Raw genomic sequence first — 20,073 nt, forward strand, 5'->3', positions numbered from 1 at the left:
TCCTCCCCGGGCGCGCGTTTTTATTTTATGGATGGCAAGTGCTGTGATATAATCTTGGGTGATGAAGAGGGGAAACGCATGGAGGCATAGCGTGAACTTAAACGCGAGTACAACCGGGGAGGTGCCTTGCCGATGAGTCAGCGGAAACGCGCGGCCAGCAACAAAAGCCGTCGTCCGAAAGTGATTCCGATGCGTCTGGACGCGACTTTTTTCTTCGAACGCGCCGTGCAGTCGCTGGATCGGTTTCATTACGACAAGGCACTGAAGTATTTTCGCCGGGCTGTCGAATACGAACCGGAAAATCCGGTGAACCACTGCAATATGGCCGGCATTTTGTCGGAAATGGGGCGCTACGAGGAATCGAACGTGATTTTGCGGTCGGTTCTCGACCAGATCGATCCCGCGATGACCGAGTGCTACTATTACTTGGCCAACAATTACGCGAACATGGAGCTCTACGAGGCCGCCGAAGAAGCGCTCGTGCGCTATTTGGAGAACGACCCGGAAGGCCAGTTCCTCGACGAAGCGGACGAACTGCTGGACCTTCTCGGCTATGAGCTGAATCGCCCGACGAAGATCGCCACGATCAAGTCGAAGGAGAACATGTACGCGCACGATAAGGCGCGCGAGCTCCTGGAGGCCGGAAGGTTCGCCGAAGCGGTCAAAATCCTGGAAGATATTATCGAGCGCCAGCCGGACTTCCTGGCCGCGCGGAACAATCTGGGCTTGGCATACTATTACATGGGCCTGTTCGACAAATCGGTCCAGACGATCACCGAGGTGCTGGACGCGGAGCCGGGCAACCTGCACGCGCTCTGCAATCTGGCGATTTTTTACCAGCATGCCAACCGAGACGCGGCGCTTCGGTCGCTGATGGAGAAGCTCCGGAAGACGGTGCCGTTCCATCCCGAGCACGTGTTCAAGCTGGCCACGACCCTTGGGATCGTCGGCGAGCACCGGGAAGCCTACCGGCACTTCCGGCGGCTGCTGAAGACCGGCGAGTTGTCCGGCGAACCCAGCCTGCACCACTTCGCGGCCGTGGCCGCGGCCAATCTCGGCCTCTTCGACGAATCGGACCGGTATTGGCGGCAGGCGGGACGGCTGGATCCGGATTCGGAAGTGCCCGCGTTTTATTTGAAGAAGCTCGAGAAGATCCGCGCGGGGGAAGAGAAGCCGCCGGTCCATTATCACTACCACTTGCCCTTCGAAGAGCAGTTCAAGCGGTGGGAGACGAGTCCCGGCCTCGTGTCGGAAGCTTTGAAACGCGATCCGCTCATCCGTTCGTCCTTCTTCTGGGCGCTCCGCCACGGAGACCGCCGCACGAAGGTCCAGGTCATCCAAGCGCTCGGCCTCGTGGCCGACGATGAGGTGATCGAGGCCCTGAAGGCTTTCCTGGTAGACCCGGAGGAAGAGGACGAGCTCAAACGCGTGGCGGTGCTCGTTCTTCGCTCGATCGGCGTGCAGGATTCGCTGGTCGTGACGTTCAGCGGCCGCACGCTGACGCTGGAAGCCCGCCGCAAATCGGCGAAGCTTCCCGTATGGGACAGCGCGTGGCAGGCGGTGCTGGAGCAGGCGCTCGAGAACATGTCCGGCCGCTACGACGTCGTGCAGCAGCACGACATGATGACGCTGTGGGTCGATTACTTGTCCCGCGTGTACCCGGAAGTGCCGAAGCTGCACAAGGCTTCCGGCTGGGCCGCGGCGCTCGAGTATTGGACCGCCAAGATGCATCGCAGGACGATCACCTATTCCGATTTGGTGAACCGTTACGGGGCGTCCCAGGCGAGCATCAGCCGGTATGCCAACCGGATCGACGAAGCCTGCGGCATCCGCGAGAAATTGGATTTAACGACTCCCGCGTTCAAGGAGCCTAAATAAGCTTATATCTTATATAGAGAGAGACGGAGGAAGAGAACCATGTACAAATCGATCGTAATCGGAACAGGCCCTTCCGGGCTGACGGCGGCCATCTACCTGGCGCGCGCCAACCTGAATCCGCTGGTCATCGAAGGACCGGAACCGGGCGGACAATTGACCACGACCACTGAAGTCGAGAACTTCCCGGGCTTCCCGGAAGGGATCATGGGCCCTGATCTGATGGCCAACATGCGCAAGCAAGCCGAGCGTTTCGGCGCCGAATTCCGTACCGGCTGGGTCAACTCGGTGGATACGTCCAAACGTCCGTTCACGCTGACCCTGGAAGGCGGGGAAACGCTGCAGGGCGAGACGCTGATCATCTCCACCGGCGCTTCCGCGAAGTACCTGGGTATCCCGAACGAACGCGACAACGTAGGTCGCGGCGTCAGCACGTGCGCGACCTGTGACGGATTCTTCTTCCGCGGCAAGAAAATCATCGTCGTCGGCGGCGGGGACTCCGCCATGGAAGAAGCGAACTTCCTGACGAGATTCGCGTCCGAGGTCGTTCTCGTACATCGCCGGCCGGAGCTGCGCGCTTCCAAGATCATGCAGGACCGCGCCCGCGAAAACCCGAAAATCACGTGGAACCTCAACCGCACGCCGCTCGAAGTCGTCGCGACCGGCATGGGCGTGACGGGGCTGAAGGTCCTGAACAACGAGACGAACCAAGAAGAAATCATCGAAACGCAAGGCCTGTTCGTCGCGATCGGCCACACGCCGAACACGAAGTTCCTGAACGGCCAGATCGACACGGACGAGATCGGCTACATCAAGGTGAAGCCGGGTACCTCCGAGACCAACGTGCCGGGCATTTTCGCCTGCGGCGACGTGCAGGACAACAAATACCGTCAAGCGATCACGGCGGCCGGAAGCGGCTGCATGGCGGCGCTTGACGCCGAGAAGTTCCTGGAAGGCTCGGCCGTCCACGACTGGTCGGGAGCCCTTTCCTAATAGCAGGAAAAACCGGAGGAAACTCCGGTTTTCTTTATTATCGCCGGCTCTCGGGCGCGCCCGCTTTTTCTTGACCGCTGGGGTCCGTTGCCTTATAGTTATAATGATTCTGTACCCTGTAATTGGCCAGTATTCTTAACATTGAGGTGTGCCTGAAAATGTCGGATAAAATCTACGTCGGTGTGGATATCGGCGGTACCGCAATCAAGGTGGGCATTTGCAACGAGAGCGGGGATCTTCTCCAAACGTACGAAGGTCCGACCGAAACGGAGCAAGGGACCGACGCGATCCTGAGCAAAATCGCCAATTACGCCCGGCATGTCGTTTCCGAATCTCCTTACACGTGGGAGCAGGTCGCCGGCGTTGGGGTAGGCATCCCGGGTTTCATGGATTTCGACAAAGGCTTCATTAAGTTTTCTCCGAACCTTCCGCTGACCAACGTGCCCTTGAAGGACCACTTGGAGGCAGCGTTAAATAAACCCGTAAGAGTCAACAACGACGCGAACGTCGCGGCCCTCGGCGAAGCTTGGGGCGGAGCGGGACGCGGAGTATCCAGCGTCGTGTGCTACACGCTCGGAACCGGCGTCGGCGGCGGCATCGTCGTCGGCGGGCGCCTGATCGAAGGCTTCTCCGGCATGGCTGGCGAGCTCGGCCACATTTCGATCGTGCCGGACCTGGAAGCCATCCAATGCGGCTGCGGCAAAATCGGCTGTCTGGAGACGGTATCCTCGGCGACCGGCATCATCCGGATGGCGAAAGACGCCGTCGAGAGAGGCGATCGGACCTCGCTGTCCCTCGTCGAGACGATCATGGCGAAGGACGTCGTCGACGCGGCGAAGAACGGCGACGAAGTCGCGCAGCGGATCGTCAGCCGGGCGGCCTTCTACCTCGGCAAGTCGATGGCGCTGGTCGCCGTCGTCGTGAACCCCCAGCGCTTCATTATCGGCGGCGGGGTGAGCAAGGCGGGAGAGTTCCTGTTCTCCCAAATTCGCGAAGTGTTCCAGAAGTATACGCAGGATAAGGCGCAAGAAGGTGTCGACATCGTGGCGGCCGAACTCGGCAACAATGCCGGAGTTGTCGGAGCCGCCGGTTTGATGCACAACGCCTAAATCCGTTTCAACGGCGCCTGTTCCGTCGCAAGCTTCGCGGCGGCCGGGCGCCCTGTCATTTCAGGAGGGGATACGGACATGGAATTGCACGGTACACAGCCGACGCTCGTCATTATCACCGGCATGTCGGGGGCGGGTAAAACCATCGCGGTTCAAAGCATGGAAGACCTCGGATTTTTCTGCGTCGACAACTTGCCCCCCGTCCTCATTCCGAAATTCGCGGAACTGATTGAGCAGTCGCAGGGCCGGATCGCGAAGGTCGCGCTTGTCATCGACTTGCGCGGGCGCGAGTTTTTCACGGCCTTGTCGGAATCCTTGGGCTTCGTCCGCGAGCACTACACGATCCAATACGAGATTCTGTTCCTCGACGCGACCGATTCGGTGCTCGTGCAGCGGTATAAGGAAAGCCGCCGCCGCCATCCGCTCGCGCCGGAGGGGATGCCCCTCGAAGGTATCCACCTGGAACGCAAGCTGTTGGAAGACCTGAAGGGGTGGGCCACTCAGGTCATCGATACGAGCAGCCTGAAGCCGGCCCAGCTCAAGGAGAAAATCGTCTCCCGGTTCACGAACCTCGACCGCAACGCGATCTCGATCAACGTGACCTCGTTCGGGTTCAAATACGGCGTCCCGATCGACGCCGATCTCATTTTCGACGTCCGTTTTCTGCCGAATCCGCACTACGTGGAAACGCTGCGGCCGAAAACCGGCCAGGACCAAGACGTCTACGACTATGTCATGAAATGGCCGGAGACGCAGACCTTTCTGCAGAAGCTGCTGGATATGCTCCAGTATCTGATTCCGCTTTACCAGAAGGAAGGCAAGAGCCAGATCGTCATCGGCATCGGTTGTACGGGCGGCAAACACCGTTCCGTGGCGCTCGCCGAGTATCTGGGCAGAATGCTGGCCGTCGGCGAAACCGAGACGGTCAGGGTCCATCACCGCGACGCCGAGCGCGAGCGGCAAGGGTAGGTGAAGGGATGGAGTTGAACAAGATACTGTCCCGCAAGCCCCGTATCGTCGTGATCGGCGGAGGAACGGGCTTGTCCGTCATGCTCCGCGGCTTGAAGCAGAAACCCCTCGACATTACGGCGATCGTGACGGTCGCCGATGACGGGGGGAGCTCGGGGATCCTGCGGGAAGAGCTGCAGATCCCGCCTCCGGGAGACATCCGCAGCGTGCTGACGGCCTTGGCGGATACCGAGCCGCTGCTTTATGAAATGCTAAGATACCGTTTCAATAGCGGAACCGGCTTGGCCGGACACAGTTTGGGCAACCTGATTTTGGCTGCCATGACCGAAATCACGGGAGATTTCGTAACCGGAGTCAAAGAACTCAGCCGCGTACTCGCCGTTCGGGGACGCGTATTGCCGGCCGCGAACCAAGCGATCGTATTGAAAGCGGAAATGGCGGACGGGTCCATCGTCGTCGGAGAGTCGTCGATCCCGAAGGCGGGCCAGGCGATCCGCCGCGTCTTCACCGAGCCGGAACAAGTGGAGCCGCTGCCGGAAGCCGTCGAGGCGATCCGAGAGGCGGATGCCATCCTGATCGGTCCGGGAAGCCTGTACACGAGCATCATTCCCAATCTCATCGTGCCGAAGCTGGCGGAGGCGATCGTCGCCTCGGACGCCGTCAAACTTTTCGTGTGCAACGTGATGACCCAGCCCGGCGAAACGGACAATTATTCGGTCGGCGACCATCTGGACGCCATTCATGCCCATATCGGCCATCATTTATTCGATTATGTCATCGTCAACGATGGGGAAATCCCTCCCCAAGTGCAAGATCTTTATGCCGAGCAAGGAGCCCAAGCGGTTCACCTGGACCTGGAGGAAGTGACCCGCCGGGGGTACAAGGTGATCGCGGACCGGCTCGTCTTGTTCAGAACCTATTTGCGCCATGACGCCGCGAAGCTGAGCGACCATATTTATCAGCTCGTGGAGAATTGGATGCTTCGGAAGGAGTAAGACCGATGTCTTTTGCGGCCCAGACCAAAAAAGAATTAACGCTGGTGGATGCAGATTCCTGCTGCGAGAAAGCGGAGTTGTCCGCGCTGATCCGGATGAACGGCTCGGTCGGACTGACGAACAAGCGCATCGTGCTGGACATTTCCACCGAAAACGCCGCAATCGCACGCCGGATGTACACGTTGCTCAAGCGCCATTTTGCCGTCCCGACGGAGCTTTTGGTGCGCAAGAAAATGCGGCTGAAGAAGAATAATGTCTATATGGTACGGGTGCCCGGAGGCGTAGAGGAGCTGCTGAAAAAGCTGTCCATCACGTCGGAAGGGTTCCAATTCCATCCCAGCATCGACAAGGACCTCATCAAAAAGCCCTGCTGCAAACGCGCCTACCTGCGGGGGGCGTTCATGGCGGGGGGATCCGTCAACAATCCGGAGGGTTCGTCCTACCATCTGGAAATCGCCTCGATGTATGAGGAACATTGCCGCTCGCTCGTGGATCTGGCGAACAAGTTCCATCTCAACGCCCGGTTCATCGAACGCAAGAAAGGGTTCATCCTGTACATCAAGGAAGGCGAGAAAATCATCGAATTCCTGAGCATCATCGGCGCCCACCAATCGCTGTTCAAGTTCGAGGACGTCCGCATCATGCGGGACATGCGCAACTCCGTCAACCGGATCGTCAATTGCGAGACCGCCAACCTGAACAAGACGATCGGCGCCGCGGTCCGCCAAATCGACAACATCAAGCTGCTGCAGAAGGAAGTCGGGCTTGAGAACCTGCCGGACAAACTCCGTGAGGTGGCCGAAATCCGGCTGAAGCATCCCGACATTAACTTGAAGGAAGTCGGCGACCTGCTGAAGGGTCAAGTGAGCAAGTCCGGGGTCAACCACAGGCTGAGAAAGCTTGACGAATGGGCGGAAAAAATCCGGAACGGCGGAGCATAAGCGTATGGCGCTTTTGTTCCAAACAATGTTATAATATTGTTCGAAACCATGCATGGCATGTTGTGCGGTGCGTTGAATCAAAGATAGGGGGTAGCCGTTCCAATGACGAGACAGCCGGTGGTTGTTCGGCTCAAAACGGGGCTTCACGCCAGACCGGCGGCGCTTTTTGTGCAAGAAGCCAATAAATTCTCCTCCGACGTCTTCGTGGAGAAGGACGACAAGAAAGTGAACGCCAAGAGCATCATGGGAATCATGAGCCTTGCGATCAGCTCCGGCACAGAGGTCTCCATTAGCGCGGAAGGTTCCGATGCAGAGCAAGCTGTAACCGCTTTAGTGCAGCTGGTCAGCAAGGAAGAGCTCGAAAACCAATAATATTAACCGCTCAAAGCCCCTGGAGGGGCTTTTTGCATTTTCAGGGAATTTTACCCGGCTAAACTGAAACCTTTTTTGTCCATACTGCGTCCATAGGTCAAACGGCGAAAGGGGCATGGTGAAATGATGGCGAGAGGTTGGCGGGTGACGGCTGTCGTATTGGCGGCTGCTCTGATTGGATGGTTCGGATTCGGACGAGGGGGCGAGGGCATCGCGAAGGCGGAATCGGTGGCGGTGACGGCAAATGCGGCGGCGTTGAACACTATTACGGTAGGCGCGACCGGCTCGGTCAAGGTTGACCCTGATGTCGCTTACGTGAATGCCGCCGTCGAGACGCACGGCGCGACGGCAGGGGAAGCCCAGAAGGCGAACGCGGATGCTTTCGCGGCCGTCGAGAAGGTGCTCTACGATAAGTTCGGACTGAGCAAGAAAGACGTGCAGACGACCGGTTTCTACGTGCAACCGGAGTATAACTACACGGAGAAAGAGGGCCGCAAGCTGACCGGCTATACCGCGACGCATTCCGTGAAGGTGAGCTACCGGAAGCTGGAGGACATCGGCAAGCTGCTGGACGCCATGTCCGCCGCAGGCGCGAACCGAATGGACGGCGTGCAGTTCGGCACGGAGAAAGCGGACCAATACGAGCTGGACGCGCTGAAGAAGGCGATGGCGAACGCGGACGCGAAAGCGAACGTACTCGCGGCTTCGGCGAAGCGCACGGTGAAAGGCGTCATCAACATCGTCCAGGGTGTGTCCACGCCGCCTCCGGTGTTGTACGCTGCCAAGGAATTGGCTTCCGCTTCGGCGGATTCGGCAGGGGCGCCGACGTCCGTGCAGACGGGGCAGATCGAAATCAGCGCGAGCGTGACCGTTCAGTATCAGATGTAACAAGTGCAATTAAACGTAGATAAGCCCCGCCCGGATGAGGCGAGGCTTATTTGCGTTTATAGCAGACTTATACCGAATTTGCCACTGCCCCGGCAATCGGCTTCGGGCTCTGCCCGTTATGAGTGTCTCCCCACTCGCACATGGCTTCCAGCACCGGAATCAGCGTCTTGCCGTGTTCGCTAAACGAATATTCCACCTTGGGAGGGACCGATGGATAGATCGTACGCGTCACCAGCCGGTCCATCTCCAGCTCCCGCAAGTGCTGCGCCAGCATCTTCTGGGTGACCCCGGGAATCGACTTCTCCAGCTCGCTGAACCTCTTGGAGGATTCCAGCAGTTGCCACAAGATCAAGGGCTTCCATTTCCCGCCGACGACTTGGATCACGGTCTCGATGGGGCATTTCCTGTCCTGCCCTGTCTCCGCGCGGACAAACATGATATTCCTCCTCGCCTATTGCTTACTTTCAAGTGAGTATCCGACATGAAAGTGCGTTCTTATCAAGATCTTAGAGCAATGTTATGCTTCAATCAACCCAAAGTTGAAAAATAAGGAAACATTCTGAAGGAGGGCAAGAAAGATGAAAATCATCGTTTTCGGAGCAACGGGAAATACGGGCCGGAGAGTGCTGGCGCAGGGGGTTCGGATGGGTCATGAATTGACCGCTTTCGTTCGAAGTCCCGAGAAGCTGCATGAACAGCAAGGTGAGGATACCGCAAGGCAAGTGAACGTGATTGCGCAAGATATCATGGATCCGCACGGCGTCCGCGAGGCTCTCTCGCAACAAGACGCCGCGATTATCGCTGCCGGAAACGCGGAGCAAGGAGATGAATTCGTTCGTATCGTCGATAACATCGTCAGCCAATGCGAGGACCACCGCAGCTTCGCCGGACGGGTATGGCTAATGGGTGGAGCCGGCTTGCTGGATATTCCGCATACCGATCTCATCGGCAATAATCTGCCCGGCTTCCCGCCCATGTATCAGACGCACAATCGGAACCTCGAGCGGCTGAGGCAGTCTCGGCTCGACTGGTCCGTGATGTGCCCGGGAACGATGGTCGATTCGACCTGGCACCCGGAGCCGGTTCGTCTTCATGCGACGACGGACGCCTTGCCCTTGTCCGTGCCGGAGACGATCAAGGAACTTTCGGAGTCCGATATCGCAGGTCTTTTGTTCAGCCGGTTGCAAGAGCTGAATGTCTCTTACGAGGACGTGGCGAATTGGATGCTGAACCATGTCGAGCTCGATGGGCCGTATAAACGGAAAAGGGTCGGACTCGCTTATCGAAGCGATATTCCGGCCCGCTGAGGAGGGAACGAGTATGAACGGTTTGTTTGGCTGGCTGCTCGTTATTCATGTATTGGCGGCGTTTGCCGTCATTGGCCCCGCGCTTGTCGTGCCCGTCATCCGCAGATCCGCCAGGACCGCAGGTCAGCTGCGGTATGCTTTCGATGTCTCGGCCAAGCTGGCCTTCCTGCCCAAAATCGGCGGAGTCGTCCTTATCGCGACCGGGGTTTGGCTCATGATCGAGAGCGGGATAGGGTTCACCCAAATGTGGCTGAATCTATCTATCCTGTTATCGTTGCTATTGATCGTCTTGATCGACGCTATGATCGAGCCGCGAGTAAAGAAAATCATGCGGATGATGTCCGAAAACAAACAACAAGGTGATGAGATCCCGCGCGAATTTACGCAAGAGATGAGAACGATCGTGCCGTTCGATTCGGTGGCGCAAGCAATGATGATTGCCATAATCGTGCTTATGGTCTTGAAGCCCTTTTAAAGAAGCCTGTCGACCCCGAAGCTCTATGGGCTATCGGGGCGGCTTTGACAGGGCATTGGACGAAAAAAACGCCGTCTCCGGTCCGGAGCGGCGTTAATCGATGAAGGATCTTGCGCGCGGGATCATGCTTCCCGGCGATGGTCGAGCTGGCGCATGGAAATCGCTTCTTCCAACAGTTCAATGAATTCGCTGGAGAGATTCATCTTCTTGGCTTCCCGGTAGACTTCCAGCAAATGTTCGTCTTGCAGCGGGCGAAGCAAGGATGCTTTATCGCTCAAGCGGCGGGCGGCCAGCATATCGGACGGGCTGCCGCTGGGTTGCGCGTAAGATTCGCTGTCGTTCGACTGCTGGGTCACGAGGTAAGGATAGGTCCTTTGATTCATGGTGGTATCCCCCTATGTAGTTCCTAGGTGATAACTAGAAATGGAGGTTTATGGAACAACCTCTTTGCAAAAGGATAACACGGATCTCGAGACAGAAAGAGGGGGTATTCAAAGTTTTGAATTTTTGTTGACGGAAATAAAAAAACGTGATATGAAAAGCCCCCTTCCAAGGTGGAAGGGGGCTTGAGGTGCGCCGTATCGATCGTCAGAATCAGATTTTCTCGATGACTTTATCGATGAGGCCGTATTCTTTGGCCGTCTCGGCTTCCATGAAGTTGTCGCGGTCCGTGTCCTTCTCGATGCGTTCCAGCGGCTGGCCGGTACGTTCGGACAGGATACGGTTCAGCTTGTCGCGCAGCTTCAGGATCCGGCGGGCGCGGATTTCGATGTCGCTGGCTTGGCCTTCGGCTCCGCCGAGCGGCTGGTGGATCATGACTTCGCTGTTCGGCAGCGCGAAGCGTTTGCCGGATGCGCCGGCAGCCAGCAGGAACGCGCCCATCGAAGCGGCCATGCCCACGCAGATCGTGGAGACGTCCGGCTTGATGAACTGCATCGTATCGTAGATCGCCATGCCGGAAGTAATGGAACCGCCCGGGCTGTTGATGTACAGGTGGATGTCTTTCTCCGGATCTTCGGCGGCCAGGAACAGCAGCTGCGCGATGATGGAGTTGGCGACGACGTCGTTAATCGCCGTGCCGAGGAAGATGATGCGGTCTTTCAGGAGACGGGAGTAAATGTCGTAGGCCCGTTCGCCTCGGTTGCTTTGTTCGACGACCATAGGTACGAAACTCATGTGGGAAGTCCCTCCTTAGCGGAATGATTCGCTTGATTCATCAAGTTTTACCCATTTCATGATCTCATCATATCCAATTCGGAATCAAAAGTCAAAGAAAGTCAAAGTGTTGGGATGGTAACTTTTTCAGTATACCCATTTTTTCGCTTTCCCCCTAACTTCTTCCGCCAACCCCCTAAGTCCCCCTTCCCCGGAAGGGGGATTCCGAGGCGCTGCGCCCTCTGGACACCCGCGTTTTTACTAATGACGGTGCGCGTGGGTTTGGTGGATGGACGGGGCTTCGCGGGATAGTGGTGGATCGTGATTGTGTGGGAGGGCTCGAGTTGTGGAGGGCGGGAGATGAGCGGAGTTAAGTAAATGTGGTTTACTTATTGCGTCGGATGGCGGGAGTGCGTGAGGGTTTAAGTAAATGTGGGTTACTTTTTTCGGCGGATGGTGGGTTGCGAGGGGGTTTAAGTAAACGTCGTTTACTTATTTCGGCGGATGGCGAAGGTGCGTGCGGCGTCGAAAAAAACAAAAAACCGACCGTATGGAACGGTCGGTTGTGCTGTATGCTAGAATTTGGCGCGCCCGTAGGGAATCGAACCCCAATCTCAGGCTCCGGAGGCCTGCGTCATATCCGTTGGACCACGGGCGCATGACATCAATCAAGGACAGCAAAAGTTATTATAGGCGATGCCGAGGCAAAAAGCAAGAAGCTTCGGCCTGGTAAATTTGACGATACGGGGAATTCGCCATCTTGCAAGACGCCCTCCGATGGGATATGATAATGGTGGGACCAGAAAAGGACCTGCGGGACATTTTTAGTCCAGCACGACTTGCATTCATCCCGAACCATCCATCGTTCATCAGGAGGGCCAGCGGAAAGAATGCGCCATTTACTTGAGATCCAGAAGAAGCTCTTGCCGGATCTGATGCAGATCCTGCAGAAGCGGTACGAGATCCTGCACCGGATCTCGACGTCCGGTACGATCGGCAGGCGGTCGCTCGCGGCCGAGGTCGACCTGACGGAACGGGTGCTGCGTTCGGAGCTGGAGATCCTTCGGGCCCAAGGATTGCTCGAAACCGGCACGTCCGGCATGACGCTCAGCGAAGCGGGACGCCAGCTGGTGGATGAAATGCAGCCGCTCGTCAAAGAGATGTTCGGCTTGTCCGACCTCGAGGAGCGCGTGCGCGCGGCTTTCGGATTGAAGCGGGTCGTCATCGTACCCGGCGATTCGGACCAATCGGAGCACGTGAAGCTCGAAATCGGGCGCGCAGGCGCAAGGGTGCTTCGCGACAGCATGTCCCCCGGGGACGTCGTCGCGGTGATGGGCGGATCGACCATGTTTCGCATGGCCTCGCAGTTCACGATGCCCAACCAGCAGCGGGACAATTGGTTTGTACCTGCTAGGGGCGGCCTCGGCGAAAGCGTGGATTATCAGGCGAACACGATCGCTTCGGAGTTGGCGAAACGGACAGGCGCTCGATACCGGATGCTTCACGTGCCGGATCACCTGAGCGAAGAAGCCTACCAGACGATCATGCAGGAGCCCGGCGTCCGGGAAGTCGTCGACATGATCCGCAGCGCCCGCATCGTGGTGCACGGAATCGGCGACGCGATGACAATGGCACGCAGACGTAAGCTTGAAGCCGGTACGATGGAGGAAATCCGATCGGACGGCGCGCTGGCGGAAGCGTTCGGCTACTACTTCGACCGGGACGGCAAGGTGGTTCACCGTATGGCTACGGCCGGCTTGAGGCTGGATGACATCGAGGCGGCGGGAGTCGTCATCGGAATCGCCGGCGGCAAGAGCAAAGGAGAAGCGATCGCATCGGTGCTGCGCTTCGGACACGACGACGTGCTCGTCACCGACGAAGCGGCCGCATTGGAAGCCCTGCAACACATCTGAAAATGGTACGCGATTACCCCCGAAGTTTAATGTTACATGTGTGGTCTTGGCGTTTTAGACGCCTGTCATAGATCAAAAAAATCATGTCTTTGAGGAGGCACACCCCTTATGGTGAAAGTCGGTATTAACGGATTTGGTCGCATCGGCCGCAACGTGTTTCGCGCATCCCTGAACAACCCGAACGTCGAAATCGTTGCGATCAACGATTTGACGGACGTAAACACGCTGGCTCATCTGCTCAAGTACGACACGACGCATGGTCGTCTGGACGGAACCGTTGAAGTAGGCGAAGGCGCCCTGATCGTCAACGGCAAAACGATCAAAGTGTTCGCAGAGCGCGACCCGGGCAACCTGCCTTGGGCATCCGTAGGTGCTGAAATCGTCGTCGAATCGACGGGTATCTTCACCGCTAAAGAAAAAGCTTCCCTTCACCTGAAAGGCGGCGCGAAGAAAGTCATCATCTCCGCACCGGCTACAGACGAAGACATCACCGTCGTTCTCGGCGTTAACGAAGACAAGTATGACCCGGCTCAACACACGATCATCTCCAACGCATCCTGCACGACGAACTGCTTGGCTCCGTTCGCGAAAGTCCTGAACGACAAGTTCGGCATCGTGAAAGGCATGATGACGACGATCCACTCCTACACGAACGACCAGCAAGTGCTCGACCTGCCTCACAAAGACCTGCGCCGCGCTCGCGCTGCCGCAGAGAACATCATCCCTTCGACGACGGGCGCCGCGAAAGCCGTTTCCCTCGTTCTGCCTGAGCTGAAAGGCAAGCTGAACGGCATGTCCTTCCGCGTTCCCACTCCGAACGTTTCCGTTACGGACCTCGTTGCCGAGCTGAAAGTAAGCGTCACGGTCGACGAAGTGAACGCTGCTCTGAAAGACGCCGCTAACGGCGCGCTCAAAGGCATCCTGAACTACTCCGACGAGCCGCTCGTATCGAGCGACTACAACGGCGACCCGGCTTCCTCCACGATCGATGCGCTGTCCACGATGGTCATCGAAGGCAACATGGTGAAAGTCGTTTCCTGGTACGACAACGAGTGGGGCTACTCCAACCGCGTCGTCGACCTGGCTGCTTTCATCGCTTCCAAAGGCCTGTAATATCTAAACGCCTACCATAGAGATCATACCGTCCCGGATTGCCTAGCAATGCCGGGACACCCTTTACTTATCAGCACTCCCGCAAGACCCAGCGGTCAGGAAGCGGACTCCTCCAGGAGCCCGCCTTCCCCCGGTGGGGTTAATCGTTGTAATGAGGAGGCAATCCGTTCATGAACAAGAAAAGCGTACGAGACGTCCAGGTGACGGGCAAAAAGGTGTTCGTCCGCGTCGACTTCAACGTGCCGCTCGAGAACGGCGCGATCACGGACGATACGCGCATCCGCGAAACGCTGCCGACGATCCGCTACCTGATCGAAAATGGCGCCAAAATCATCCTCGCGAGCCACATGGGCCGTCCGAAAGGCGAAGTCGTCGAAGAGCTCCGCCTGACGCCGGTCGCTGCCCGCCTGTCCGAGCTGCTCGGCAAGCCGGTTCAAAAAGCCGACGAGTCCGTAGGCGCTGCGGTAAAAGCGAAAGCCGATGCTTTGGCGAACGGCGACGTATTGCTGCTTGAGAACGTCCGTTTCCACGCGGGCGAAGAAAAGAACGATCCGGAGCTGGCGAAAGGTTTTGCAGAGCTTGCGGACCTGTTCGTGAACGACGCGTTCGGCGCCGCTCACCGTGCGCACGCTTCGACGGAAGGCATTGCCCACCATCTGCCAGCCGTTTCCGGTCTTCTCATGGAGAAAGAGCTGGACGTACTCGGCAAAGCGCTGAACAATCCGGAGCGTCCTTTTACGGCGATCGTCGGCGGCTCCAAGGTGAAGGACAAGATCGACGTCATCAACAAAATGATCGAGATCGCGGACAACATCATCATCGGCGGCGGCATTTCCTATACGTTCTTCAAATCCGAAGGTCATGAAATCGGCCTCTCCCTGTGCGACGACTCCAAGCTGGAAACGGTGAAAGAGTTCGTCGAGAAGGCGAAGAAGATGGGCAAAAACCTGTACCTGCCGGTGGACATTGTCGTTTCCGAAAGCTTCAAGGAAGCGGTCAACATGGAAATCGTCGGCACCGACGGCATCCCCGCGAACAAAGAAGGCGTCGATATCGGGCCGAAAACCCGCGAAATCTACGCCGACGTCATCAAGAACTCCAAGCTGGTCGTTTGGAACGGACCGATGGGCGTTTTCGAAGTCGATGCGTTTGCAGGCGGTACGAAAGCGGTAGCGCAAGCTTGCGCCGAAACTTCCGCATACACGGTTATCGGCGGCGGCGACTCCGCGGCTGCGGCCGAGAAGTTCAAGTTGGCTGACAAGATGGACCATATCTCCACCGGCGGCGGCGCGTCGCTCGAGTTCATGGAAGGCAAAGCCCTTCCTGGCGTCGTAGCGCTGAACGACAAGTAAAGCGAGTGATGATACGATGAGCAGAACCCCGATCATTGCAGGCAACTGGAAAATGTTCAAAACGGCTGCGGAAGCGAAGGCTTTCGTCACCGAAGTGAAGGGCAAGGCGGAAGTCGAAGGCGTTCAGAGCGTCATTTGCGCGCCGTTCACCGCTCTTCCGGCACTCGTTGAAGCCGTGAAAGGCACGTCGATCAAAGTCGGCGCGCAAAACCTCCATTTTGAGGACAATGGCGCATTCACGGGCGAGATCAGCGGCATCATGCTGAACGACCTCGGCGTGGACTTCGTCATCATCGGCCACTCCGAGCGCCGCGCTTACTTCGCGGAAACGGACGAGATCGTGAGCAAGAAAGTCCATGCGGCTTTCCGCCATCACCTGATCCCGATCGTCTGCGTCGGCGAGAAGCTCGAAGAGCGCGAAGCCGGCCAGACGAAGGACGTTTGCCGCGTGCAGACGGAAGCGGCATTCAACGGCCTGTCGGCCAGCGAAGCGGCTAACGTCGTCGTCGCCTACGAACCGATCTGGGCGATCGGCACGGGCAAATCTTCGACGGCGGAAGACGCCAACGAAGTCATCGGCTACATCCGCGGCGTGATCCGCGACCTGTTCGACGCCGAAACCGCTGACCAAGTCCGCATCCAATACGGCGGCAGCGTGAAGCCGAACAACATCCGCGAGTACATGCAGCAATCCGATATCGATGGCGCGCTCGTAGGCGGCGCAAGCTTGGAGCCCGCATCCTATGTGGCGCTGGTCGAGGGGGCGAAGTAAGATGTCCGCTCCCAAACCGGTCGCGCTCATCATCCTCGACGGCTTCGGCCTCCGCGAGGAAACGCACGGCAACGCCGTGGCGCAAGCGAAGAAACCGAACTTCGACCGTTATTGGTCGACGTTCCCGCATACGCAATTGACCGCCCAAGGCGAAGCCGTCGGCTTGCCGGAAGGCCAGATGGGCAACTCCGAGGTCGGCCACCTGAACATCGGCGCCGGCCGGATCGTGTACCAGGACCTGACCCGGATCACCAAATCGATCCGCGATCAGGATTTCTTCGAGAACGAAACGCTGATCGGCGCCGTTCAACATGCGAAGAAGAACGGCAAGAAGCTCCACTTCTACGGCCTGCTGTCCGACGGCGGCGTGCACAGCCACATCGCGCATTTGTTCGCCTTGCTCGAGTTGGCCAAGAAAGAAGAGCTGAGCGAAGTGTACATCCATGCGTTCCTGGACGGCCGCGACGTCGCTCCGGACAGCGCGATCGGCTACCTGCAGCAGCTGCAAGCCAAAATCCAGGAAATCGGGGTCGGTAAAATCGCGACCGTCCAAGGCCGCTACTACGCCATGGACCGCGACAAGCGCTGGGAACGGACCGAGAAGTCCTACCGCGCGATGGTCTACGGTGAAGGCCCGACCTACACCGACCCGATCCAAGCCGTGAAGGAGTCCTACGAGAAGTCGGTTATGGACGAGTTCGTCATGCCGACGGTCATCGTGGATGCGAACGGCAAGCCGGTGGGCTTGGTGGAGTCCGAGGACGCGGTCATTTTCTTCAACTTCCGTCCGGACCGCGCGATTCAGCTGTCGAACGTGTTCACGAACGAAGATTTCCGCGGGTTCGACCGGGGCGATAAATTCCCGAAAAACTTGTACTTCGTTTGCTTCACGCTGTTCTCCGAGACGGTCGGCGGGTACGTGGCTTACAAGCCGAAGAACCTCGACAACACGCTCGGCGAAGTTCTTGTGCAAAACAAGAAGAAACAGCTGAGGATCGCCGAAACCGAGAAATATCCGCACGTCACATTCTTCTTCAGCGGCGGACGCGATGTCCAGCTGGAAGGCGAGACGCGCATCCTCATCAATTCGCCGAAGGTCGCCACGTACGACCTGCAGCCGGAGATGAGCGCGTACGAAGTGGCCGACGCCGCCGTGAAGGAAATCGAGGCGGAGCGTCACGACGCCATCATCCTCAACTTCGCGAACCCCGACATGGTCGGCCACTCCGGCATGCTGGAGCCTACGATCAAGGCGGTCGAAGCGACGGACGAGTGCCTCGGCAAAGTCGTCGACGCGATTCTCGCCAAAGGCGGCGTAGCCGTCATCATCGCCGACCACGGCAACGCCGACATGGTCATCGACGATCAAGGCCGTCCGTTCACGGCGCACACCACCAACCCGGTGCCGTGCATCGTGACGAAGCAAGGCGTCACCCTGCGCGACGGCGGCATCCTGGCCGATGTGGCCCCGACGCTGCTGAAGCTGCTGGAGCTTGCCCAGCCGAAAGAAATGACGGGCGCAAGTCTGATACAATAGCGTTAAGAGCAATACCAAAATCCAATCGCAAGAGGAGTGTCGAAGCATGACCATCATTTCCGACGTTTATGCACGCGAAGTACTCGACTCCCGCGGCAATCCGACCGTGGAAGTCGAAGTCCGCCTGGAATCCGGAGCCCTCGGCCGCGCCATCGTGCCGTCCGGCGCTTCCACCGGCGCTTATGAAGCCGTAGAACTGCGCGACGGCGACAAATCCCGTTACCTCGGCAAAGGCGTTCAGAACGCCGTCGACAACGTGAACGAGAAAATCGCTCCCGAAGTCATCGGCCTCGACGCCATCGACCAAGTCGCCATCGACCGTGCGATGATCGCATTGGACGGCACGCCGAACAAAGGAAACCTGGGCGCGAACGCGATCCTGGCTGTTTCCATGGCTGTTGCCCGCGCAGCTGCCGATGCTCTGGGCATCTCCCTGTACCACTACCTGGGCGGCTTCAACGCCAAAACGCTGCCGGTTCCGATGATGAACATCGTCAACGGCGGCGCGCATGCCGACAACAACGTCGACGTGCAAGAATTCATGGTACTGCCGGTCGGCCTGCCTTCCTTCAAGGAAGCTCTCCGCGCTGGCGCTGAAATTTTCCACTCTCTGAAATCCGTTCTGAAAGCCAAAGGCCTGAACACGGCTGTAGGCGACGAAGGCGGTTTTGCACCGAACCTGGGCTCCAACGAAGAAGCGCTCTCGACGATCATCGAAGCCATCGAGAAAGCTGGCTACAAGCCGGGCGTCGACGTGTTCCTGGGCATGGACGTCGCTTCCACCGAGTTCTTCAAGGACGGCAAATACCACCTCGAAGGCGAAGGCAAATCCTACACGTCCGCTGAGTTCGTCGACCTGCTCGCGAGCTGGGTAGACAAATACCCGATTATCTCGATCGAAGACGGCTGCTCCGAAGACGACTGGGAAGGCTGGAAGCTGCTGACCGAGAAACTGGGCGGCAAAGTCCAACTCGTCGGCGACGACCTGTTCGTTACGAACACCGAGCGTCTGGCAGATGGTATCTCCCGCGGCGTGGGCAACTCGATCCTGGTTAAAGTGAACCAAATCGGCACGCTGACCGAAACGTTCGACGCGATCGAAATGGCGAAACGCGCCGGCTACACGGCCGTTATCTCCCACCGTTCCGGCGAATCCGAAGACAGCACGATCGCCGACATCGCCGTTGCGACCAACGCCGGCCAGATCAAAACCGGCGCTCCGTCCCGTACGGACCGCGTGGCCAAGTACAACCAACTGCTCCGCATCGAAGACATGCTGGGAACGACCGCGATCTACGGCGGCAAAACCGCATTCTACAACCTGCGCGGCCTGAAATAAGAATCGTACAAGCACGAAAGAAGGCAGAGGAACGGATCCCCGTTCCCTGCCTTCTTTTTCATTTTCAACGTGGATTATTGCGTCTTCAACCGTTCCTCCGCGAAATGGATGAAGGCTCGGGCCGCGTGACTCAAATATTTATCCGACCGGTAGATAATGCTCATTTCCCGGATGGGCGGATCTTCACGGATCGGGATAAACCGCAGCTGCATCTGATCGTAGGAGGCGACGAGCGATTGCGATTGAATGGTGACCCCGATATTCTCCCTGACGAATGTGAAGAGCGAGGGGTTGGAGGACGTTTCGACCACGGCGTTCAGCTGGAACCCGCGCTGCCGGCAATGGTTCTCGATAAACTCCCGTCCCCAAAAACCTCTCGGATACATGATGATGGGCAATTCTTTGAGCTCGTCCAAGGAAATGGATGCACGTGCGGCCAGCTCATGATCCTTCGGGACGACCAGGCCGTACTCCTCCCGGTTGAGCGTACGGATGACCAGCCGGCTGTCGTACAAAGGCGTCACGGAGATCCCGATATCGATGCCGTTGCTCAGCACGAGGTCGGCCACTTCGACCTCCGCGACGATTTTCAGCTTAATGTTCGGGTATTGCTTGCTGAATTCAATGAACATGGGGGTCAGCCGGTAATCCAGTTCGGAAGGCAGCGCCGCGACGCCAAGGCTCCCTCCCCGTTGATGGCGAAGCTCGTACAACTCATGTCTGGCGTTCTGGAGGTTTTGAAGCACGTTCCGGGCGTACTTCAGCAGGACGGTGCCGGCTTCGGTCAGCGCGATGCGTTTGCCGATCCGGTCGAATAGAGGCATTCCGACTTCTTCTTCGAGCGATTTGATTTGCAGGCTCAGATTCGGCTGCGAGATCCCGATCTTGTCCGCTGCCTTCGTAAAATGCAGTTCATCGCACACCGCCACGAAATACTCCAATTGCCGAAGCTCCATTTTCCGCCTCCA

20 protein-coding genes and 1 tRNA gene are annotated in these 20,073 nt (G+C 58.0%); 16 read left to right on the forward strand and 5 right to left on the reverse strand.

Annotated elements, in window-relative coordinates; genetic code table 11:
- Positions 1-132 precede the first annotated feature (132 nt).
- From EAV92_RS20580 to EAV92_RS20615, 8 genes are all read left to right on the forward strand, one after another.
- Positions 133-1,878: a tetratricopeptide repeat protein gene (locus tag EAV92_RS20580; RefSeq protein WP_123042815.1), complete on the forward strand. Its 1,746-nt coding sequence runs from the start codon at positions 133-135 to the stop codon at positions 1,876-1,878.
- A gap of 39 nt (positions 1,879-1,917) precedes the next feature.
- Positions 1,918-2,868 carry a thioredoxin-disulfide reductase gene (trxB, locus tag EAV92_RS20585; RefSeq protein WP_123042816.1) on the forward strand — a complete coding sequence of 317 codons (951 nt, stop codon included), beginning with the start codon at positions 1,918-1,920 and terminating at the stop codon, positions 2,866-2,868.
- A gap of 158 nt (positions 2,869-3,026) precedes the next feature.
- The gene (locus EAV92_RS20590) at positions 3,027-3,977 is read left to right on the forward strand and encodes an ROK family glucokinase (RefSeq protein WP_123042817.1); all 951 of its coding nucleotides are present in this window, start codon (positions 3,027-3,029) and stop codon (positions 3,975-3,977) included.
- 78 nt (positions 3,978-4,055) lie between these two features.
- On the forward strand, positions 4,056-4,946 hold the full coding sequence (gene rapZ / locus EAV92_RS20595; protein WP_123042818.1) for an RNase adapter RapZ: 891 nt from the start codon (positions 4,056-4,058) through the stop codon (positions 4,944-4,946).
- Positions 4,947-4,954: 8 nt separating this feature from the next.
- The gene (locus EAV92_RS20600; RefSeq protein WP_164472869.1) at positions 4,955-5,941 is read left to right on the forward strand and encodes a gluconeogenesis factor YvcK family protein; all 987 of its coding nucleotides are present in this window, start codon (positions 4,955-4,957) and stop codon (positions 5,939-5,941) included.
- 5 nt (positions 5,942-5,946) lie between these two features.
- Positions 5,947-6,882, forward strand: a complete 936-nt coding sequence (whiA, locus tag EAV92_RS20605; protein WP_123042819.1) for a DNA-binding protein WhiA — start codon at positions 5,947-5,949, stop codon at positions 6,880-6,882.
- A 102-nt stretch (positions 6,883-6,984) separates the two neighbouring features.
- Positions 6,985-7,254 carry an HPr family phosphocarrier protein gene (locus EAV92_RS20610; protein ID WP_123042820.1) on the forward strand — a complete coding sequence of 90 codons (270 nt, stop codon included), beginning with the start codon at positions 6,985-6,987 and terminating at the stop codon, positions 7,252-7,254.
- 123 nt (positions 7,255-7,377) lie between these two features.
- Positions 7,378-8,142, forward strand: coding sequence for an SIMPL domain-containing protein (locus tag EAV92_RS20615; protein WP_123042821.1), 765 nt, complete (start codon positions 7,378-7,380; stop codon positions 8,140-8,142).
- A 67-nt stretch (positions 8,143-8,209) separates the two neighbouring features.
- On the opposite strand, the gene EAV92_RS20620 is transcribed toward EAV92_RS20615, so the two are convergent.
- Positions 8,210-8,578 carry a winged helix-turn-helix transcriptional regulator gene (locus EAV92_RS20620; RefSeq protein WP_123042822.1) on the reverse strand — a complete coding sequence of 123 codons (369 nt, stop codon included), beginning with the start codon at positions 8,576-8,578 and terminating at the stop codon, positions 8,210-8,212.
- A gap of 142 nt (positions 8,579-8,720) precedes the next feature.
- On the opposite strand from EAV92_RS20620, the gene EAV92_RS20625 reads away from it, so the two are divergent.
- Positions 8,721-9,449 carry an NAD(P)-dependent oxidoreductase gene (locus EAV92_RS20625; RefSeq protein WP_123042823.1) on the forward strand — a complete coding sequence of 243 codons (729 nt, stop codon included), beginning with the start codon at positions 8,721-8,723 and terminating at the stop codon, positions 9,447-9,449.
- A 13-nt stretch (positions 9,450-9,462) separates the two neighbouring features.
- Positions 9,463-9,924: a DUF2269 family protein gene (locus tag EAV92_RS20630; RefSeq protein ID WP_123042824.1), complete on the forward strand. Its 462-nt coding sequence runs from the start codon at positions 9,463-9,465 to the stop codon at positions 9,922-9,924.
- A 122-nt stretch (positions 9,925-10,046) separates the two neighbouring features.
- Here the strand turns inward: EAV92_RS20630 and sda are convergent, their stop codons facing one another.
- From sda to EAV92_RS20645, 3 genes are all read right to left on the reverse strand, one after another.
- The gene (gene sda / locus EAV92_RS20635; protein ID WP_241158335.1) at positions 10,047-10,307 is read right to left on the reverse strand and encodes a sporulation histidine kinase inhibitor Sda; all 261 of its coding nucleotides are present in this window, start codon (positions 10,305-10,307) and stop codon (positions 10,047-10,049) included.
- Between the two features lie 211 nt (positions 10,308-10,518).
- Positions 10,519-11,100 (reverse strand): ATP-dependent Clp endopeptidase proteolytic subunit ClpP, encoded by a 582-nt coding sequence (clpP, locus tag EAV92_RS20640; protein ID WP_123042825.1) that lies wholly within the window; start codon positions 11,098-11,100, stop codon positions 10,519-10,521.
- Positions 11,101-11,662: 562 nt separating this feature from the next.
- Positions 11,663-11,737 (reverse strand) — tRNA-Arg (locus EAV92_RS20645).
- A gap of 232 nt (positions 11,738-11,969) precedes the next feature.
- Here EAV92_RS20645 and EAV92_RS20650 point away from each other — a divergent pair.
- The 6 genes from EAV92_RS20650 to eno all read left to right on the forward strand — a co-directional run bounded on the left by EAV92_RS20650 (position 11,970) and on the right by eno (position 19,105).
- The gene (locus EAV92_RS20650; protein ID WP_123042826.1) at positions 11,970-12,992 is read left to right on the forward strand and encodes a sugar-binding transcriptional regulator; all 1,023 of its coding nucleotides are present in this window, start codon (positions 11,970-11,972) and stop codon (positions 12,990-12,992) included.
- Positions 12,993-13,100: 108 nt separating this feature from the next.
- Positions 13,101-14,105 carry a type I glyceraldehyde-3-phosphate dehydrogenase gene (gene gap, locus EAV92_RS20655; RefSeq protein ID WP_123042827.1) on the forward strand — a complete coding sequence of 335 codons (1,005 nt, stop codon included), beginning with the start codon at positions 13,101-13,103 and terminating at the stop codon, positions 14,103-14,105.
- Positions 14,106-14,275: 170 nt separating this feature from the next.
- Positions 14,276-15,457, forward strand: coding sequence for a phosphoglycerate kinase (locus EAV92_RS20660; RefSeq protein ID WP_123042828.1), 1,182 nt, complete (start codon positions 14,276-14,278; stop codon positions 15,455-15,457).
- A gap of 16 nt (positions 15,458-15,473) precedes the next feature.
- A complete protein-coding gene (gene tpiA, locus EAV92_RS20665; protein ID WP_123042829.1) occupies positions 15,474-16,229 on the forward strand; it encodes a triose-phosphate isomerase in 756 nt (251 codons plus the stop codon).
- A 1-nt stretch (position 16,230) separates the two neighbouring features.
- On the forward strand, positions 16,231-17,766 hold the full coding sequence (gene gpmI, locus EAV92_RS20670) for a 2,3-bisphosphoglycerate-independent phosphoglycerate mutase (protein ID WP_123042830.1): 1,536 nt from the start codon (positions 16,231-16,233) through the stop codon (positions 17,764-17,766).
- Between the two features lie 46 nt (positions 17,767-17,812).
- On the forward strand, positions 17,813-19,105 hold the full coding sequence (eno, locus tag EAV92_RS20675; RefSeq protein ID WP_123042831.1) for a phosphopyruvate hydratase: 1,293 nt from the start codon (positions 17,813-17,815) through the stop codon (positions 19,103-19,105).
- Between the two features lie 74 nt (positions 19,106-19,179).
- Here eno and EAV92_RS20680 read toward each other — a convergent pair whose 3' ends face one another.
- Complete coding sequence (locus tag EAV92_RS20680; protein ID WP_123042832.1) at positions 19,180-20,061, reverse strand: LysR family transcriptional regulator; 882 nt, start codon at positions 20,059-20,061, stop codon at positions 19,180-19,182.
- Between the last annotated feature and the right edge of the window lie 12 nt (positions 20,062-20,073).

Source organism: Cohnella candidum (genome assembly GCF_003713065.1).
Classification (GTDB): domain Bacteria; phylum Bacillota; class Bacilli; order Paenibacillales; family Paenibacillaceae; genus Cohnella; species Cohnella candidum.

Excerpts from the sequence above, each read along its gene's own strand:
- gap (WP_123042827.1), top strand. The coding sequence starts at position 13,101 with ATGGTGAAAGTCGGTATTAACGGATTTGGTCGCATCGGCCGCAACGTG.
- EAV92_RS20650 (WP_123042826.1), top strand. The coding sequence starts at position 11,970 with ATGCGCCATTTACTTGAGATCCAGAAGAAGCTCTTGCCGGATCTGATG.
- EAV92_RS20660 (WP_123042828.1), top strand. The coding sequence starts at position 14,276 with ATGAACAAGAAAAGCGTACGAGACGTCCAGGTGACGGGCAAAAAGGTG.
- EAV92_RS20625 (WP_123042823.1), top strand. The coding sequence starts at position 8,721 with ATGAAAATCATCGTTTTCGGAGCAACGGGAAATACGGGCCGGAGAGTG.
- tpiA (WP_123042829.1), top strand. The coding sequence starts at position 15,474 with ATGAGCAGAACCCCGATCATTGCAGGCAACTGGAAAATGTTCAAAACG.
- EAV92_RS20630 (WP_123042824.1), top strand. The coding sequence starts at position 9,463 with ATGAACGGTTTGTTTGGCTGGCTGCTCGTTATTCATGTATTGGCGGCG.
- EAV92_RS20590 (WP_123042817.1), top strand. The coding sequence starts at position 3,027 with ATGTCGGATAAAATCTACGTCGGTGTGGATATCGGCGGTACCGCAATC.
- EAV92_RS20610 (WP_123042820.1), top strand. The coding sequence starts at position 6,985 with ATGACGAGACAGCCGGTGGTTGTTCGGCTCAAAACGGGGCTTCACGCC.
- trxB (WP_123042816.1), top strand. The coding sequence starts at position 1,918 with ATGTACAAATCGATCGTAATCGGAACAGGCCCTTCCGGGCTGACGGCG.
- EAV92_RS20615 (WP_123042821.1), top strand. The coding sequence starts at position 7,378 with ATGATGGCGAGAGGTTGGCGGGTGACGGCTGTCGTATTGGCGGCTGCT.
- EAV92_RS20680 (WP_123042832.1), bottom strand. The coding sequence starts at position 20,061 with ATGGAGCTTCGGCAATTGGAGTATTTCGTGGCGGTGTGCGATGAACTG.
- clpP (WP_123042825.1), bottom strand. The coding sequence starts at position 11,100 with ATGAGTTTCGTACCTATGGTCGTCGAACAAAGCAACCGAGGCGAACGG.
- sda (WP_241158335.1), bottom strand. The coding sequence starts at position 10,307 with ATGAATCAAAGGACCTATCCTTACCTCGTGACCCAGCAGTCGAACGAC.
- eno (WP_123042831.1), top strand. The coding sequence starts at position 17,813 with ATGACCATCATTTCCGACGTTTATGCACGCGAAGTACTCGACTCCCGC.
- rapZ (WP_123042818.1), top strand. The coding sequence starts at position 4,056 with ATGGAATTGCACGGTACACAGCCGACGCTCGTCATTATCACCGGCATG.
- EAV92_RS20580 (WP_123042815.1), top strand. The coding sequence starts at position 133 with ATGAGTCAGCGGAAACGCGCGGCCAGCAACAAAAGCCGTCGTCCGAAA.
- EAV92_RS20620 (WP_123042822.1), bottom strand. The coding sequence starts at position 8,578 with ATGTTTGTCCGCGCGGAGACAGGGCAGGACAGGAAATGCCCCATCGAG.
- whiA (WP_123042819.1), top strand. The coding sequence starts at position 5,947 with ATGTCTTTTGCGGCCCAGACCAAAAAAGAATTAACGCTGGTGGATGCA.
- gpmI (WP_123042830.1), top strand. The coding sequence starts at position 16,231 with ATGTCCGCTCCCAAACCGGTCGCGCTCATCATCCTCGACGGCTTCGGC.
- EAV92_RS20600 (WP_164472869.1), top strand. The coding sequence starts at position 4,955 with ATGGAGTTGAACAAGATACTGTCCCGCAAGCCCCGTATCGTCGTGATC.